This window comes from Nonomuraea sp. NPDC051941 (genome assembly GCF_044593615.1).
Window position 1 is genome coordinate 33237 of record NZ_JBIUCF010000053.1, and the last position, 16786, is coordinate 50022.

General features: G+C 71.3%; 16 protein-coding genes. 11 read left to right on the forward strand and 5 right to left on the reverse strand.

All coding sequences use genetic code 11. The annotated features are described in order from the left end of the window. Positions 1-176 precede the first annotated feature (176 nt). Entirely contained in the window at positions 177-890 is a 714-nt protein-coding gene (locus ACIHFD_RS54840; RefSeq protein ID WP_397373681.1) for a helix-turn-helix domain-containing protein, read from the reverse strand. A gap of 339 nt (positions 891-1229) precedes the next feature. Here ACIHFD_RS54840 and ACIHFD_RS54845 point away from each other — a divergent pair, with 339 nt between their 5' ends. Both ACIHFD_RS54845 and ACIHFD_RS54850 read left to right on the forward strand, forming a co-directional pair. Further along, the gene (locus ACIHFD_RS54845) at positions 1230-2360 is read left to right on the forward strand and encodes a DUF418 domain-containing protein (protein ID WP_397373683.1); all 1131 of its coding nucleotides are present in this window, start codon (positions 1230-1232) and stop codon (positions 2358-2360) included. A 131-nt stretch (positions 2361-2491) separates the two neighbouring features. Then, entirely contained in the window at positions 2492-3367 is an 876-nt protein-coding gene (locus ACIHFD_RS54850) for an oxidoreductase (RefSeq protein WP_397373684.1), read from the forward strand. On the opposite strand, the gene ACIHFD_RS54855 is transcribed toward ACIHFD_RS54850, so the two are convergent. From ACIHFD_RS54855 to ACIHFD_RS54865, 3 genes are all read right to left on the reverse strand, one after another. Beyond that, a complete protein-coding gene (locus ACIHFD_RS54855) occupies positions 3347-4489 on the reverse strand; it encodes a helix-turn-helix domain-containing protein (RefSeq protein WP_397373685.1) in 1143 nt (380 codons plus the stop codon). The genes ACIHFD_RS54850 and ACIHFD_RS54855 overlap by 21 nt on opposite strands. Further along, positions 4482-5243, reverse strand: a complete 762-nt coding sequence (locus ACIHFD_RS54860; protein ID WP_397373686.1) for a hypothetical protein — start codon at positions 5241-5243, stop codon at positions 4482-4484. The genes ACIHFD_RS54855 and ACIHFD_RS54860 overlap by 8 nt, the downstream gene beginning before the upstream one ends. 142 nt (positions 5244-5385) lie before the next feature. Beyond that, positions 5386-7392, reverse strand: a complete 2007-nt coding sequence (locus tag ACIHFD_RS54865; protein ID WP_397373687.1) for a CehA/McbA family metallohydrolase — start codon at positions 7390-7392, stop codon at positions 5386-5388. 68 nt (positions 7393-7460) lie between these two features. Between ACIHFD_RS54865 and ACIHFD_RS54870 the strand changes: the two genes are divergently transcribed. Beyond that, complete coding sequence (locus tag ACIHFD_RS54870; RefSeq protein ID WP_397373688.1) at positions 7461-8147, forward strand: rhodanese-like domain-containing protein; 687 nt, start codon at positions 7461-7463, stop codon at positions 8145-8147. Between the two features lie 6 nt (positions 8148-8153). Here the strand turns inward: ACIHFD_RS54870 and ACIHFD_RS54875 are convergent, their stop codons facing one another. Continuing rightward, positions 8154-8438 (reverse strand): Fe-S cluster assembly protein HesB, encoded by a 285-nt coding sequence (locus tag ACIHFD_RS54875; RefSeq protein WP_350729526.1) that lies wholly within the window; start codon positions 8436-8438, stop codon positions 8154-8156. Between the two features lie 94 nt (positions 8439-8532). Here ACIHFD_RS54875 and ACIHFD_RS54880 point away from each other — a divergent pair, with 94 nt between their 5' ends. The 8 genes from ACIHFD_RS54880 (at position 8533) to ACIHFD_RS54915 (ending at position 16775) form a co-directional block, all read left to right on the forward strand. Beyond that, positions 8533-9186: an endonuclease gene (locus ACIHFD_RS54880; protein WP_397373689.1), complete on the forward strand. Its 654-nt coding sequence runs from the start codon at positions 8533-8535 to the stop codon at positions 9184-9186. A 46-nt stretch (positions 9187-9232) separates the two neighbouring features. After that, positions 9233-10006 carry an enoyl-CoA hydratase/isomerase family protein gene (locus ACIHFD_RS54885; protein ID WP_397373690.1) on the forward strand — a complete coding sequence of 258 codons (774 nt, stop codon included), beginning with the start codon at positions 9233-9235 and terminating at the stop codon, positions 10004-10006. 69 nt (positions 10007-10075) lie between these two features. Continuing rightward, positions 10076-10438, forward strand: coding sequence for a hypothetical protein (locus ACIHFD_RS54890; protein ID WP_397373691.1), 363 nt, complete (start codon positions 10076-10078; stop codon positions 10436-10438). Beyond that, positions 10429-11634, forward strand: coding sequence for a DUF6395 domain-containing protein (locus ACIHFD_RS54895; RefSeq protein WP_397373692.1), 1206 nt, complete (start codon positions 10429-10431; stop codon positions 11632-11634). The genes ACIHFD_RS54890 and ACIHFD_RS54895 overlap by 10 nt, the downstream gene beginning before the upstream one ends. A 16-nt stretch (positions 11635-11650) precedes the next feature. After that, positions 11651-12493 carry a M55 family metallopeptidase gene (locus ACIHFD_RS54900; protein ID WP_397373693.1) on the forward strand — a complete coding sequence of 281 codons (843 nt, stop codon included), beginning with the start codon at positions 11651-11653 and terminating at the stop codon, positions 12491-12493. Between the two features lie 54 nt (positions 12494-12547). Then, the gene (locus ACIHFD_RS54905; RefSeq protein ID WP_397373694.1) at positions 12548-14098 is read left to right on the forward strand and encodes a flavin monoamine oxidase family protein; all 1551 of its coding nucleotides are present in this window, start codon (positions 12548-12550) and stop codon (positions 14096-14098) included. Positions 14099-14168: 70 nt separating this feature from the next. After that, complete coding sequence (locus tag ACIHFD_RS54910; protein WP_397373695.1) at positions 14169-14687, forward strand: YbaK/EbsC family protein; 519 nt, start codon at positions 14169-14171, stop codon at positions 14685-14687. Positions 14688-14819: 132 nt separating this feature from the next. Beyond that, complete coding sequence (locus ACIHFD_RS54915; protein WP_397373696.1) at positions 14820-16775, forward strand: protein kinase; 1956 nt, start codon at positions 14820-14822, stop codon at positions 16773-16775. The last annotated feature ends 11 nt before the right edge of the window (positions 16776-16786 follow it).

Here is a 16786-nt window from a genome sequence, read left to right on the forward strand (position 1 = left end):
GGGAGCGGGTGAGCGGGTGCTTGCCGCAGGTCAGGCGACGGCGATGGAGCCCGAATCGGGTAGCCTCACCCGGGCCGAGCTCAGCATCTCAGGCACCATCGTCAACGTCGGCGTCGAGCTCGTGCGGATGGCGCATGCCGTGTGGCGGTGTCGCCGCGTCCACGGATCGCGTTGAATTACTCAGGGTTTTCGCGTGCTTGCGGGATCAAAAGGTGCTGCCAGCGTTCGGCCGTCTGGAGTATGTCCTCGCCGGTACGTCGAAGGAATTCACCCACGAATTCACAGCGCGCTCCGGCTGGGGTCGTGGCGCCCAGGATGCGTGCCCCGTCGCGGGCGGTCTCGGCCAGCAAGAAGTTTCGCTGCGCACTCGCCAGAAACGACCGGTACCAAAGAGCGTTGTCGACGCTGTACAACTCGCGACGGCTCCGCGGGTCGCGGTCGCGCCTGATCAGCTCCTGTTCCTCCAGGTAGGCGACGGCGGTGGAGATCGAGGCGGGGCTGACCTGGAGGCGCTGGGCGAGGTCCTTGGCCGTGAGCGCGCCGGTGTCGGTGATGTAGAGGCAGGCCAGGACCCTCGATGCCATCCGCTGCACACCCGTCTGCACCAGGGTCTCGACGAGGCGCTCCGCGAATTCGCGCATCTCCTCGGGGTCGCGGCCGTACGCCGTGTTGGCGGCCGGGGGCGCTGATCGCGGGGTCTGCCGGCGGCGGCGGGCGCGTCGTTCGGTCGCCTGGTGCGCCCGCTCGGCCCGGTACGCTCCGGGGCCGCCGTTGCGGCTGACCTCCCGGCTGACGGTGGAGGTCGGCCTGGACAGGCGCCGGGCGATCTCGGCGTAGCCGAGCCCGTTCGCCAGGCCTGCGGCGATGTCCCGGCGGTCCTGTTGGGTCAACCTGCCTCCCGGCATCGGCGCTCGCCTCCTGTGCTCCTGTCCCTGTGCTCTGGCGATCCAGTATTGCCTTCGATCGCACCCCATTGCAATAGAGGCAAACGTGAGAGTTGCATTCAGCTTCAGGTCCATTGCAATTATCAGTGCCATCTGGCTGCATAAATGACGGATTCTCGGCACGGTTCTGATTGACAAATATTTGAACGCAACGTAGCTTTTGGCTTCAAGTGAACACGTACTATCGCGAATGGCGGCTCCCGGCGAGCCGTGGGCGCGCAGGACGTAGCAGCACCGTCAGGCCCGCAGCAGCGGCCCGGCACGCCGAACCGGAAGGAAACCAACATGACCCTCACGGCGCCCACCGGCGTGACAGCGAGAGCGCTGGCGCCGGATCTGGCACGCGGCTTCATGCTGCTGCTGATCGCCCTGTCACACGCGCCGGCGTTCGTCGGCGACTGGGACGCGGGGCCCGCCGCGCTTGACACCGCGGCGAAGTTCATCAAGTCGCTGCTCGCCGACAACCAGGCCCGCGACATGTTCGTGTTCCTGTTCGGCTACGGGCTCGGGCAGTTAGCCCACAGCCGGCAGGCCAGGGGCGGCGACTGGGCCTCGATCCGGAGCCTGCTGCGACGCCGGGCGCTCTGGCTGATCGTCATCGGCTTCCTGAACACGGTGGTGCTCGTGCCCATCGACATCATCGCGGTGTACGGGCTGACCCTGCTGGTGCTCGCGCCCCTTGTGCGAGCGCGGGATTCGGTGCTGTGGTGGACGGGCCTGCTGACGCTCGTCCCCGCGACCCTCCTGCTGGCCTGGCAGAGCGTGGTGGCCCAGGCGAAGCCGGTGAACATGGCGGAGTTCATGGAGCCCACGTTCGCCGCGCACCTCGTCGCCGCCATTCCGTCCTGGCCGGTGGAGACCGCGATCTCCACCATCATGGTGGTGCCGGGCATGATGCTGGGCATCTGGGCCGCCAGGCGCCGGTTCCTCGACGAGCCCGAGCGGCACCTGCCGCTGCTGCGCCGCGTCACCGTGGTGCTCATCGGCGTGGCAGTGGCGGGCAGGCTGCCCGCGGCGCTGCTCGCGGCCGGCGTGTGGACTCCCACCTCGGTCCCCGTCAGCTGGGCGGTCGCCGTGGCGCACGACCTGACCGGGTACGCGGGCGGCATCGGCATGGCCGCCGCCGTCGGACTCGTCGCGGTCAAGGTCCGGCCCGGCCGGCTCACCACGGCCCTGGCGGCGCTGGGGCAGCGGTCGTTGACGTTCTACCTGTTCCAAGCCGTGGTCTGGGTGGTGCTCTTCTACCCGTTCACGCTGGGCCTGCGCGACGGCGTGAGCTTTGTCGTCACCTTCGGGATCGCCGTCGGGGTCTGGCTGCTGTCGATCGTGCTGGCCGAGTGGCTGCGCGCCGTCGGTCACCGGGGGCCGGCGGAGGTGTTCCTCCGGCGGATGTCGTACGGCCGCCCCAAGCGGTGAGGCGGCCCGGCTGTGCGTGGAAGGTGACCAAGGCGAGGTCCGACCAGGACCCTGCGACCCTGGAACAGCGGGTACTCCCACCTGGAGCAGGCACGTTGCAGAGTGTCCACGGAATGAGAGGAAATCATGAAATGTCGGATAAGGCGCTGACGCTTGCGGACGACCTCACCCTCAACCGCATGGGCTACGGCGCCATGCAACTGGCCGGCCCCGGCGTCTTCGGGCCGCCCCAAGACCGCGACCAGGCCATCGCCGTGCTTCGCGAAGCCCTCGACCTGGGGATCAACCACATCGACACCAGCGACTTCTACGGCCCCGCCGTCGTCAACGAGCTCATCAAGGAGGCCCTGCACCCGTACCCGGCGGACCTGCGCATCGTCACCAAGGTCGGCGCGCGCCGCGGCCCCCAGGGGGAGTGGATGCCCGCTCAGGACCCCGCGGACCTCAAGGTCGCGGTGCACGAGAACCTCCGGCACCTCGGCCTGGACGTCCTCGACGTCGTCAACCTGCGGGTGGTCACGCACGAGGGCGCCACCGACGAGTCGCTCGCGGAGCAGTTCGGGGCTCTGGCGGAGCTGCGCGAGGAGGGGCTGATCCGCCACCTCGGCCTCAGCGCGGTCTCCACGGCCCAGCTCACCGAGGCCCAGTCCATCGCGCCCGTCGTCACCGTGCAGAACCTCTACAACGTGGCGAACCGGCAGGACGACGCTCTCGTCGAGCGGTGCGCCGCCGAGAACATCGCCTACGCGCCGTTCTTCCCCCTGGGCGGTTTCACCCCGCTCCAGTCGGAGACGCTCCGGAACGTGGCCGCCCGCCTGGGCGTCTCACCCCAGCAGGTCGCCCTGGCCTGGCTGCTGCAGCGCTCGGCCACCATCGTCCTCATCCCGGGGACCTCGTCCCCGGCCCATCTCCGCGAGAACGTCGCCGCGGCCGACCTGGTCCTGCCCCCGGACGCGGTCGCGGAGCTGGACGCCATCGGCGCGGGGCTAAAGGACGAGCTTCAGTGAGGGCCGCTGGTCGGGCAGGCCGATCAGCTCGCGTACGCGGGTGATGGGCCAGGCCAGCTCCCGGGCGAGGGTGGCGGCGGTCAGGTCGCTCTCGCGGGTGGCCAGGTCGAAGGCGTGGGCGAGCAGGACCGGCTGCTCGCCGGGGTAGCCGGAGACGGGCTCGTTGGTGAAGCCCGGCTGGTCGCGCAGCGCGGCCAGGCGCTGGTAGGCGCGGCCGGCGGCGGAGTCGGAGATCAGCCCGGTCTCGCGGCACCGGTAGAGCAGCGAGTCGACCGACACCCCCCACGTCCGCCGCAGCTCGGCGAGCTTGCGCAGGTCGGCCCGCTGCGGCAGCTGCGGCAGGATGCTGTCGCGCGGCGTGAGGAACTCGGCCGCGAACGCGTCGGCCTCGCGCTCCTGGTGGCTGTCACCGGCCGCCGTGTCGCCGTGCAGGACGAGGTGGCCCAGCTCGTGGGCGGCGGTGAAGCGGTGGCGGTAGATGTCGTCGAACCGGTTGGGGGTCAGCACGACGATCGGCCGCGGCAGGCTGGAGGTGGAGAACGCGTCGACGGTGACCGCGTCGGGGTCGTGGCGGGGGAAGGCGACGACGATGCCGTGGGACTCCATGTGGCGTACGAGGTGGCTGACCGGGCCGGTGCCGAGCCCCCAGTGGGCCCGCAGCGCGCGGGCCGCGCCCGCCGGGTCGCGCGGCAGCGCCGAGTGCATCTCGCCGCCCGCGAACCCGGGCAGGTCGACGGCCGGCAGCTGGATCCGCTTCTCCAGCGCGTACGTCAGCTCCCACACCTGCTCGACGAAGGCCACGGCCTTGGCCCGCTGGTAGGCGCGGGTGGAGCGCAGGCTGCGGAAGTGGGCCATGGAGCCGTCGAGCTTGCCGTGCGGCCGTCCGGGCAGGAAGAAGGCCATCGGCACGGCCAGCGCCTCGGCCAGCAATGGGACCAGGTCGGGGCGCGGGCGGGTGACGCCCGCCTCGTACTGCCCGACCGCGGAGGGGGAGACGCCGAGGAGCTCGGCCACCTCCTTCTTGGTGAGCGCGGCCAGGTGGCGGGCCTGGGTGAGGCGGGTGGCGTCGAACGCGTCGGCGACGGCTTGGGGGGTCGGCGCGCCGGTCTTGAACTCACTCACCGCCGGCGGCTTCTGCCCTGGTGATCGGTACGGCTTCGCTGACGGGCGCCGTGAGCCGCGCGGCCCCGGTGCGGGGGTTGAGCGCCGGCGTGGGCAGGGCGCCCTGGTCGAACGCGGCCGGCTGCGCCCCGGCCTGCCCGGCCGTCGTCGTGTCCTGGGCCAGGGGGATCGGCTCGCACACGTGCCAGCGCAGGCTGCCGGTGCGGTCGAGCAGCTCGGCCTCGCCCCACCAGGCGTCGAGCAGCCCCGCGTGCGCGTTGCAGGCGTACGCGATCAGCACCAGGCTCGTGTCGTCGGGCAGGTCGGACAGCGCCTCGGCCACCGGCACCGCCTGCGGCGCGAGGTCGTGGAGCGAGAGCTGCCGCATCCGCGGCTCGGGCCCGAACCGGTTGAACAGCGCCTGGACCAGCGTCGAAGGCCGGCCCTCGCCGATGCGCGCGCTCATCACGCCGATCGAGCGGTCCTTGGCATAGCGGAACGGGAACAGCAGCTTGCCGTCGAGCACCACCAGCTCGTGGGGGGACCCGGCGGGCTTGATGATCCGCACGTCGCCCATGTCCTCGAACGCCTTGGCCAGCGCCTCGAACTTGCGCGACATGAGCGTGAACCCGAACGGGTGCGTGTGCTCGGTCTGCGCGGCCGTCTGGGCGTCGCGGGCGTTGTCGAGCGCGACCGACAGCGCCTCGGCGATCGCCTGTCTGATCGCCGGCACCCGCTGCCCGAACGTGTCACGGGCCCACTGCGACTCCAGCATGCGCCGACCTCCGAACGCTTCGCCCGGCGGCGACCGGGGACCGGAGCCGCTTCAGTTTCCAACATCATAGACCCGCCACGACTTCACGAAGCCACTCCGCCGACACGCGCGTGTCGCGGGTCTCGCCTAGGGAAGTCGGGCCCTAGGGAAGTCGGGCGCGGTAGACGGCCCTGGCGCGCTCGTACAGCTCCAGGTGGTCGTCCAGCTGGGCGGGCGTCTCGAACGTGCCGTACCGCCGCAGCAGGACCTCCAGCCGGTCCAGCCACGCCAGGCACCAGCGCACGTCCGCCTCCCTGGCCACGTGCCCGCCCGCGACGTCCACGTACACCGGGCTGGTGTGCGCGTACGCCCCCGACCGGTGCACGGTGCGCGGGTGGGGCCCGCCCGAGGCCACCGCGACCACGTACGTCGGCTCGCCCGCCGTCATCGACGCGACCAGCCGCCCCGGCGGCCCCTGCGCCAGGACGCCGTCGGCGGTGCGGATCTCCAGCGACTCGACCTCGGGCCCGATCGAGGAGACCACGATCTCGACCCGCTGCCCGGGTGCCAGCTCCAGCGTGTCGCCCGGCCCGTGCCCGTTCACGGTCAGCTCCAGCCACGGCCCGGTGGTGGCGAACGTGCGGCCGAGCAGGATCGCCTCGGCATAGGACTCGGCGGTGAGCGGGCCCGCGACGTTCGCGTACACCCGCTCCCACCCCGGCGGGCTGGACGCGGTGCCGCGGCGGCAGAAGGACAGCACGGCGTCGGTGCCCGCGGTGACCGTGAGCCTGTTGCCCGCGCCGATCAGGCGGCGGTAGACGGTGGCGGTGGCCGCGAGCGAGGAGTGGTTGAGCACGTCGAGCGTGTCGATCAGGCCGAGCGCGGCGTCCGCGACGATCTCCCTGGCCGCGCAGTTGCGGCCGGTGTTGAGGATCACGTCCGGCGGGTCGTCGTCGGAGAACGCCGTGTGGAACGGGTGCCCGTACCCCGTCACCCCGCCGAGCCGGCGCAGCTCCTCCAGCGCGACCGCGTTGGGCGGCCAGTCGGCCGTGCCCTCGAACCCCGCGTGGTAGCGGCTCGGCGGCTCCCGCAGGCCGAAGGCGGTCAGGTGGCCGACGACGTCGTTGCGGTACTCGACGCCGAGCCTGGCCAGGTGCCTGTCGTCGGACCAGGGCAGGTCCTTGCCCACCCAATGCTCCAGCGCCTCGACGTCGTAGACGCGCCCGCTCGCGACGTTGCCCGCCACGAGGTTGAGCACGTGCAGGTCCTCGCCGTGCTGCGCCGCCGCGGCCAGCTCGGGCGCGGCGGGCTCCTCGCCCATCCAGTTGAGGTGCACGTGCAGGTCGCCGCCGTACCAGCCGCGGGCCGCCGCGTCGTACAGGCGCTCGGGGGTCAGCTCGACCAGCGTCTCCGCGCCCGCTTCGGGGGTGATCACGACCTCGGACGCGGTGTACTCCATGCCCCTGGCCACCGCCACCGTGACCGGCTCGGCGGGCACGGCGATCACGAGGTCGTCGCCGTGGAAGAACGGCCTGCGGTGGACGTCCACCTTGGGCGGGGCGCCCTCGGGGTACCAGCCCTGCCCGTCGGCTCCCGTCACGCTCCACCGGCACGGGAACCCCGCCCGCACCCTGATCGTGGCCGCCTCCGCCCGCCTGCGCAGCGGCGACAGGTCCACGGGCTCCCCGTTCACGCTGACGTCCCGCTCCAGGCCGGCCACCCGGGCGCCATGGGGAGGCACCTCGTACGGCGTGCCATCCACGACGACCGTGACCGGCTCGTCCACGCTGGAGTCGAGGAGCAGCGGCGTACGGAAGGGCCGGTCGTCCAGTACCACCCGGGTGACGGCCTCCAGCGCGAACCCCTCGGGGGTCAGGCGCAGCGCGGCCAGGTTGTCCGGCACGTCGCCCGCCAGCGCGTCCCGCACCGCCCGCTCCGGGTCCACCTCGTCGAGATGATCCTCGGCCTCCTCCGGGGAATATCGCCCGGCGAGCTGGCGCAGCCCCGCGCCCCAGTAGTTGTGGCGGCGGTCGAGGAAGACGGTGGCCCAGGCCTGGACGACGTACGGGATGGGCGGCTCGCCCCAGCAGGGGCCGTGCGCGTCGCGCAGCTCACGGTAGTCGGCCAGTGCGCGGGCCACGGAGGCGGGCAGCAGCGGATCGTCACACATCGGGCACTCCCTGAATAGGACGCCTCGTCATCGTGACACGAATCGCCGTCTGAGGGCAGGGGGACGCCATGACGCACATCATCGATCGCGAAGCCGTGCGGGACCTGGTCGCCAACCGGCGGGCCCAGCTCGTGGAGGTGCTGCCGGAGAAGGAATACGCGTGGGCGCACCTGCCCGGGGCCGTGCACCTGCCGCTCGCCGCGATGCGCACGTCCGCCGGTGAGCTGGATCCGGGGCGGCCGGTCGTCGTCTACTGCCACGACTGGCTCTGCGACCTGAGCCCGCGGGCCGCCCACCGGCTCGACCACCTCGGGTTCGAGCACGTGTACGACTACCGGCAGGGCAAGATGGACTGGCTCTCCGCGGACCTGCCCTACGAGGGCACGGCCACGCTGGTGTCGCGGTACCTGCGCCGCGACCCCGTGAGGGCCGCCCTCGGCGACCCCCTGGACGAGATCACCGAGCGCATCATCGCCGACCCGGCCGGGCTGGCGGTCGTCGTGGACGACGACGTGGTCCAGGGCGTCATCGGCTCGCGCGAGCTCAAGGGCGCCGATCTGAACGGCGTCGCCGAGCGGGCCATGCGGGTCGGCGTGACCGCCGTACGGCCGAGCGAGGAGCTCGAACCGCTGGTCCGGCGCATGGACCGGGCCAAGGTGGACCACGTCGTCGTCACCCGGGTGGACGGGACGCTGGTGGGCCTGTTCGGGCTGGGCGACGTGCGCCCGCCCGAGACCGGACCCGATTTCGGCTGAGCCCTGTCAGGCCCGCCGACCCAGCCGGAACATCGGCTGCCCCGGCGCGCCCGGCTGCGCGTCGAGCGCCTTGTCGTCGAGGATCTCGACCACGTCCTCGGCGACGAAGACGCGGACGTTCTCCTTCTCGACGACCTGGTCACTCGCCTCCGGTGTGCTCGTCAGCGAGAGCTCCAGCGTTCCCGCCTCGTCGGGCTTCGGGGAGATGCGCAGGCCCGCGTCGGCGGGCACGTCCTCTCCGACCATCAGATCGCGGATCGCCTCGACGGCGTTGTCAGTCAAGGTCAGCACGGCTAGCTCCTTCGCAGTCGCCAACCCTCCGCCTCCCCAGCGACCTCCACCCCAAACCCGGCATGTCACGACACGCCCCGGGTAGCGGGCGGGCATGGGCAAGACCGAGAAAGCCGTCGTGGACGTGCTGCTCGACCGATACGGCCGGACGTTCGCCCGCGAGGCCGGCATCAAACTCGCCGACCAGCCGAAGCCCCTCTACCAGCTGCTCGTCCTGGCCACGCTGCTCAGCGCGCGCATCTCGGCCGAGGTCGCCGTCGCGGGCGCCAGAGAGCTGTTCGGGGCCGGGTACGGCACGCCGAAGGCCATGCGGGAGGCGAGCTGGCAGGACCGGGTGGACGCGCTGGACCGCGGCCACTACGTCCGCTACGACGAACGCACCTCGACGATGCTGGGCAAGGGCGCCGAACTGCTCCTCGATCGCTGGAAGGGCGATCTGCGCCGCCTGCGCGAGGAGTCCGGCGGCGACGACCGCAGGATCGCGGCGCTGCTGACGGAGTTCCCGGGCATCGGCCCGACGGGGGCCGACATCTTCCTGCGCGAGGTCCAGGCCGTGTGGCCCCAGGTCGCGCCGCACCTGGACCAGCGGGTGCTGGAGGGTGCGGGCAAGCTCGGGCTGCCCCGCCAGGCGCGCCCGCTGGCCGCGCTGGCCCACTCCGGCGACGAGCTGGCCCGGCTGTCGGCGGCGCTCGTCCGCGCCTCCCGCAGCAGGAAGACGGTGGACGAGGTGATCTCCGCCGCCCGTTGACCGTGGCTGCCATGGACGAACGCGATCACTCTGTTAGGTTCGGCTCATGGGTGAGTTTGTGAGCGTCGAGGTGGCCGACCAGATCGCCACGATCCGTCTTGACCGTCCGAAGATGAACGCCCTCAACATGCAGGTCCAGCGGGAGATCGTCGAGGCGGCCCGCGAAGTGGACGCCGACCCGCAGGTGCAGGCCGTGATCGTCTACGGCGGCGAGAAGGTCTTCGCCGCGGGCGTGGACATCAAGGAAATGGCCGACATGTCCTACGCCGACATGGCCGCCCACTCCCGTACGCTCCAGGCCTGCTTCACCGAGGTCGCGCGGATCGGCAAGCCGGTCATCGCCGCCATCACCGGCTACGCGCTGGGCGGCGGCTGCGAGCTCGCCCTCTGCGCCGACTTCAGGGTCGCGGGGGAGTCGGCCAAGCTGGGCCAGCCGGAGATCCTGCTCGGCCTCATCCCCGGCGCGGGCGGCACCCAGCGCCTGCCCCGCCTGATCGGCCCGGCGCGGGCGAAGGACCTGATCTTCACGGGCCGCCACGTGCCCGCCGCCGAGGCCCTCGACCTGGGCCTGGTGGACCGGGTGGTGCCGGACGAGCAGGTCTACACGGCCGCTCTGGAGTGGGCGGCCACGTTCGTCGGCGGCCCCTCGGTCGCGCTCCGCGCCGCCAAGCAAGCGGTCGATCAGGGCCTGGAGGCCGACCTCGACACGGGGCTCGAGATCGAGCGCCTGCAGTTCTCCGGACTGTTCGCCACGGACGACGCCAAGATCGGCATGCGGGCCTTCTCGGAGAAGGCCAAGCCCAAGTTCACCGGCCGCTGAAAAGGGAAAGTCCACCCATTCGAACGGCTCGTCCTATCGGGCGCGGGTTTGCCAGTATGGTGGCGTTTCATGATGCGCGTCCTGGTCCCTGCGCGGCTCCGGAAGGCCGTGCGTACGTGGTTCGACTCCCGCTACATCTCCATTTCCGACCACCGTCAGGACATCAGGGACGCGCTCTGGGAGGTCCAGACGGTCCGGCGGGAGATGGCCACCCTCCAGAGCGAGGTGGAGCGGCTCAGGAACGCCCGCCCGACCGGCTCCGGGATCAGCAGGGCCGACAAGGCGAAGCTCGACGACACCCACCGGCTCGCCCAGGAGACGGCGAAGGCGCTGGACGGTGTACTCCAGAACGAGGTCCTGGTCTGGCAGGCCATCGACGACCTCCGCTCCGGAAGCGCTTCCGGGCAACCGGGGGAGCAGCCGTGCGCGTGACCTGGACCGGCACGAGCCTGACCTTCCGCCTCGACGCGGAGGACGAGATCACGGGCAAGGCCTCCGACGAACACCCCATCAAGCTGGCCATCAACTCCTGCTCCATCGGCGGCGTCCCCGGCGACGCCCACCCGGACCTCTTCGCCGTCGCCGCCTGGACGGTCGTGGCGCCGTGGACGAGGAAGCGCATCTCCTTCGACCGCGCCATCTCGGCCGACCTCGCCGACGCCCTGCACTCCGGGTGGGGCGTCGAGGCCGGTCCGGTGGGGGCCGAGCCGCGCCGCCCCGGGGCCCGGCTCGCGATCTCGTACAGCGGCGGCGCGGACTCCGTGGCGGCGGCCACCGTCTACCCGCAGGCGCCGTTCGTCCATTTCCGCCGGGTGCCGCACCCGCGCGTCCCCAACCGCTGGTCCCACTACCGGTCGGACGTCCTGGCCAAGCTCGCCGCCAAGACCGGGCGCGAGCTGAGCACGGTCACCTCCGACCTCGAGTTCACCCTGGCCGAGCCGCGTCCCGGCTACCCGGAGCACCACGCGGTCGCGGCCGGCGCGCTGCTGCTCGCCGACCAGCTGGACCTCGGCGGGCTGGGCTTCGGCTACGAGCTCGGCTCGCGCTGGCTCGGCGGGGGCCGTTACCTGTGGCGCTACACGCCCGACAACCCCATGTGGTCGCCGCACGGCAGGTGGGGCCGGCTGTTCGCCTCCGCCGGCGTGCACATCGTGCTCCCCGTCGGCGGGGTGAGCGAGGCGACCACGATGCGCCTGGCGCTGGGGTCCGACCTCAAGGACTACGTGCGCTGGTGCCTGCGCGGCACCGACGGCCCGTGCCGTACCTGCGGGAAGTGCCTCTACAAGGAGCTCATCCAGGCGGCCGTCGAGCGCCGCCCCCTCGACACCCCCATCACCGCCGACCGCCCCGTCGCGCAGAAGTACCTCAAGAAGCCGCCGTACGGGGGGCAGGAGATGATCGAGTACGGGTTCGCTCGCGTCCCCGGCATCGAGAACACGCTCTTCGCCAAGGCGCTCGACTACTTCGACGTCTCGGAGGAGTCGACGGCCTGGCTGGACCGCTGCTACCCGCGGGCCCTGGCCGAGATCCCGGACCGGTGGCGCGAGGAGGCCACGGCGTTCGTTGAGAAGCACGTGGGGCTCATGACGGAGGACGAGGTCCGGCGGGTGGAGACATGGGGCGCTTGATGAGGAGTGGGAACGCGTGAAGGTTTATCTGTCCGTCGACATGGAGGGCGTCACGGGGCTGACCGACCCCGAGGAGATGCACGCCGGCAAACGTGGGTACGAGCGCGGCTGCGAGCTGATGACGGCCGACGCGAACGCCGCCATCGAGGGGGCCTTCGACGCCGGGGCGGCCGGCGTCCTGGTCAACGACGCCCACGGCTCCACCAAGAACCTCCGGATCGACCTGCTCGACCCGCGCGCCAGCCTCATCCGCGGCCCGGGCAAGGCCCAGCGGATGGCCCAGGGGCTCGACGGCTCGTTCCAGGCGGCGTGCTTCGTCGGCTACCACGCCCGCGCGGGCGTGCCGCACGGCGTGCTCAACCACACCTGGATGGGCAAGGAGATCCAGAACGTCTACCTGAACGGCGAGCTGTGCGGCGAGACCAGGCTCGTGGCGGCGTGCGCCGGGTTCCACGGGGTGCCGGTCGTGCTGGTGACCGGGGACGAGGCCGTCGGGGAAGAGGCGCGCGAGCTGCTCGGCGACGTCGAGACGGTCGCGGTGAAGAAGGGGATCGACAAGTTCTCCGCCGAGTTGCTGCCGCCGAGCGTCGCCCAGGCAAGGATCCGTGAGGCGACGGCTCGTGCGCTCAACCGGTTGAGCGACTTCACGCCTTATGCGGTGGCTGCGCCGTACACGCTCGGGGTGGAGTGGAACTCCACCGCCATCGCGGCGGCCGTGGCGCTGATCCCGGGTGTGAAGTCGGTGGGGCCGCGGCACATCGAGTTCACGACGGACGACTTCGCCCAGGTCATGGCCCTGTTCGGCATCTTCGCCACCATCGGCGGCCAGATCGCCTGCGGCAGCGGCCCGTACGGCTGACCCCGGGCGGATGGTGCGGAGCGGTTCTGTGGAGTGCGGAGGGGAGACGGCGGCGTGGAGGGTGCGGCGCTGACCCGGCGGGGGTTGCTCGTCGGGATCGGGGCGGTGGGCGGCGCGGGCGCCATGTACGCCGCCATGGGCGCCCTCGGACTGGCGCCGTCCGAGCAGGACAAGCAGTTCGCGGCCCCCAGGCCGGGCGACTTCAGCCTGAGCGGCAAGGGGGCGGCGAAGGTCGTGATCCTCGGCGCCGGGGTGGCGGGGCTGACGGCCGCGTACGAGCTGGGCAAGGCCGGGTACGACTGCACGCTCCTGGAGGCCAGGGAGAAGCCGGGCGGGCGGAACCTCACGTTGCGCGGCGGCGACCGGCTGGCCGAGCTGAACGGGCCCGCCCAGGACGTGAAGTTCGGCGAGGGCGTCTACTTCAACGCGGGCCCCGGCCGGATCGCCCCCTGGATGGTGACCCTCGATTACTGCCGTGAGCTGGGCGTCCCCATCGAGACCTTCGTCAACAACAACGCCGCCGCCTACGTGCACACCAATAGCCGGACGGTGCGGGCGCGCACGGCCCGAGCCGACATGTATGGCTATATCGCCGAATTACTGGCTAAAGCGACAAATGTCGGTGCGCTGGACAAAACCGTCAGCAAGGCCGACCAGGAGACGCTGCTCGACTTCCTCCGGAGATTCGGCGACCTGGGCCCGAAGCACGAATACGAAGGGTCCATGCGCCGCGGTTTCACGAAATATCCGGCAATAGACACCGGCACCCCCCTCGACGCCCCGGGCACCCTCCACCAGGTCCTCGCCGCCGGCACCGGCCGGGCCATCACCAACGACTTCGGCTACGAACAGGCCACTCCCATGTTCCAGCCCGTCGGCGGCATGGACGCCATCGTCACCAAGCTGACGGAGGCGGTCGGCCGCGACCGGATCAGGACCGGCGCGAAGGTCACCAAGATCACCAGCCTGGCGGACGGCGTCGAGGTCGCCTGGGAGGGCGGCGGCATCAAGGCCGACTACTGCATCGCCGCCCTGCCGCCCCACATCCTCGCCAAGATCCCGCACAACCTCGGCGCCCAGGTCACCACCGCGCTCAGCACCCCGGTCCCGGTCGCCGCCGGCAAGATCGGTTTGGAGTACGGCCGGCGCTGGTGGGAGCTGGAGGACCGCATCTACGGCGGCGTGACCGAGACCGACCTGGACATCACCCACATCTGGTACCCGTCCCACGGCTACCACTCCGAGCGCGGCCTCCTCGTCGGCTACTACAACACCGAGCGGAACGCCGAGCTGTACGCGGCCCTCACCCCCGAGGACAGAAGGCGCAGAGCGCTCACCCAGGGCAAGAAGATCCACGGCGACAAATACCGCCAGAACCTCCTGTCCAGCGTCTCCATCGCCTGGGACCGCCAGCCGCACATCCAGGGCGGCTGGGTACGCTGGCCCGACTTTGATTCGTCCTTCACTTTTCTGCAACGCCCCGCCGGAAGGGTTTACTTCGCGGGCGACTGGCTCACCCATCTGATCGCATGGCAGGCGGGGGCCATGGAGTCCGCCCGCAGCGCCGTCACCCAGCTGCACCAGCGAGTGCTGCAGTCCGCCTGACGCCGCACGCCACCCCCGCGGCCACCGTAGGCTCCTGGGAGAAGCGATCTGCGGAGATAAAATCGAGGAGATGGGGATGGCGTTGCACTGGGTGCCCGCCAACGACCGGACCGACCTGCTGGCCGACCCGGTCGCGCTCGCCGTGCCGGAGCTGGAGGGCGTCGAAGTGGCCGAGATCGATCCTGAGCTGGCCGACACGGCGGCGTTCTGCGAGCGGTATGGCGTGACGCTCGACGAGTCGGCCAACTGCGTGGTCGTCGCGGCCAGGCGCGGCGGCGAGACGCGCTACGTGGCCTGCATGGTGCTCGCGACGATGCGCGTGGACGTCAACGGAGTCGTCCGCCGCCACCTCGACGCCCGGAAGGCGAGCTTCGCGCCGATGGCCGACGCGGTCGAGCTGACCGGGATGGAGTACGGCGGCATCACCCCGCTGGGCCTGCCCGCAGACTGGCCCATCCTGGTGGACACGCACGTCGCGGAGCACCCCAGAGTGGTGATCGGGAGCGGCGTGCGCAGGTCGAAACTGGCCGTGTCCGGTGCCGCGCTGGCCGGGCTGAAAAGCGCCGAGGTTCTGCCGCTGGCCGGTTGAGGGGAAACTGAAGCCGATTCGAGACCGTTGGATGGGAAACCGATGGCCCCTTTCTGGACGTTGTACGAGTGGGAATGTGGCCTCATGGTTCATCTCGTGGGCGGGGATTAAGCCGGTATGGTGCTTCATGCCATGAACGATGACCGACTAGGCCCTTACCGGCTGCTCAGGCGGCTCGGTGAAGGCGGGATGGGCGTTGTCCACCTCGCTGTCGACCCCCAGGGGCGGCAGGTGGCGGTCAAGGTCCTGCGCGGAGAGGTCGCCGGCGACGAGGTCGCCAGGCGGCGGCTTTCGCGCGAGGTCGAGACGATGCGGCGCGTGCGGAGCAAATACATCGCCGAGGTGCTCGACGCCGATGTCACCGGTCATCGCCCGTACATCGTCACCCGTTACGTCCCCGGTCGTCCCCTCGACGAGATCGTGAAGGACGACGGGCCCCTCGACCTGCCCTCGCTGGTCAAGCTCGCGCACGGGGTGGCCGCCGCGCTGGCCTCCGTGCACTCGGTGGGCGTGATCCACCGCGACCTCAAGCCCGGAAACGTGCTGATCCTCGACGGCGAGCCCGTCCTGATCGACTTCGGCATCGCCCAGGCGGTCGACGCGACCCGGCTGACGCAGACCGGCATGTTCATCGGCACGCCCGGCTACCTCGCGCCCGAGATCATCGAGGGCCAGGAGGCGGGGCCGGAGGTCGACGTGCACGCGTGGGCGGGCACGCTGCTGTTCGCCTCCACCGGCCAGCCGCCCTTCGGCAAGGGCACGCTGGAGATGATCTTCTACAACATCACCGCGGGCAAGGCCGACGTGAGCGCCGCCCCGGCGACGTTGCAGTCGCTGCTGAAGGCCGCGTTCCAGCGCAACCCGAACAAGCGCCCCAAGGCGGCCGACCTGGCCGAGCAGACCGCCCGGATGCTCCAGAAGACGCCGAGCAACTCGCCCGACGAGATCTCGACCGTTCCCCGGCCGACCGAGGCCCCGCCGGCGCAGGACAAGCCGTCGTACGACATCTCCACGCCGCCGGTGACGCCCAAGCGCCTGCTGGAGTCCCAGGAGCAGCCCACCGCGCCGCCGCAGGACCAGCAGTACGTCTCGCTCCTGCCCAACCAGCCGGACCCGTGGCCGACCCGCAGGGTGACGCCGGAGGAATTGCGGCGCATCCAGCGCGAGAGCGGCCTGACCCCGCCGCCCTGGCAGCCGCAGCAGCCCGTCAACAACCACGGCCTCGTGGCCCCGCCGGGTGAGGGCGACGTGCCCACCCGACGGGTTCGCCCCGACTCGGCCGACTACGGACGGATCCACACGCCGGTCCCGAACGCCCAGGCGCCTCATGCCCAGGTGCCGAGCGCGGGTCCCGACGTGCCCGACTACGCCCGGCCCGGGCCGAGCCCGCTCCAGCCGCCCCCGTACATCCCGCCGCAGTACCCGCAGCCCGACCCGAGCACCAAGCGGGAGCCGTACATCCCGTCGGTCGCGCCGGGCAAGATGCTGCAGCGGTCGAGGGCGTACGGTGTGGCCGGCGCGATGCTGCTCGTCGTGATGATCGTGGCGGCCGTGATCGCGCCCGTGCTGGTCGCGGTCGTGGCGATCCCGGCCGCGATCCTGCTGCGCGCGGCCGACCTGGCCCAGCCCCAGCTGACCTCCCGCAGGGCCGCGGGGGCCGCGGCGCTCGACGTGGTCAGGGTGTTCGCCTTCCCGCAGGCGCTGGCCAAGTCGGTGGGCATCACGCTGGCACTCATGCTGTACGCGCTCATCCTGGGCCTTCCGGTGACGCTCCTGCTCACCGTGGTGGCCAGGATGGACCCGTCCAATGCCCTGGCCTGGGGCGCCGCGGTCGCGTTGTGGACCGTCTGCGCGGGCCCGGGAGTGGAGGGTCCTGGCAAACAAATGCGCAGAACGCTCTCATCGCTCGTACCCTCGAGGACAGCGGCGATGGTGATGGCGGGGGCTCTCGCGGCGGCCGCCGCGCTCTCGCTGATCCTCGCCGCCGGCACGTTCGGGGACAAGCCAAGGGGGGCCGTATGGACTCCGCTGAACGTCAATCCAGTGGTCAGACAGCTAGACGGGCTAAGGGGGAATCCCGGGGGATGACGCGGGGAAGG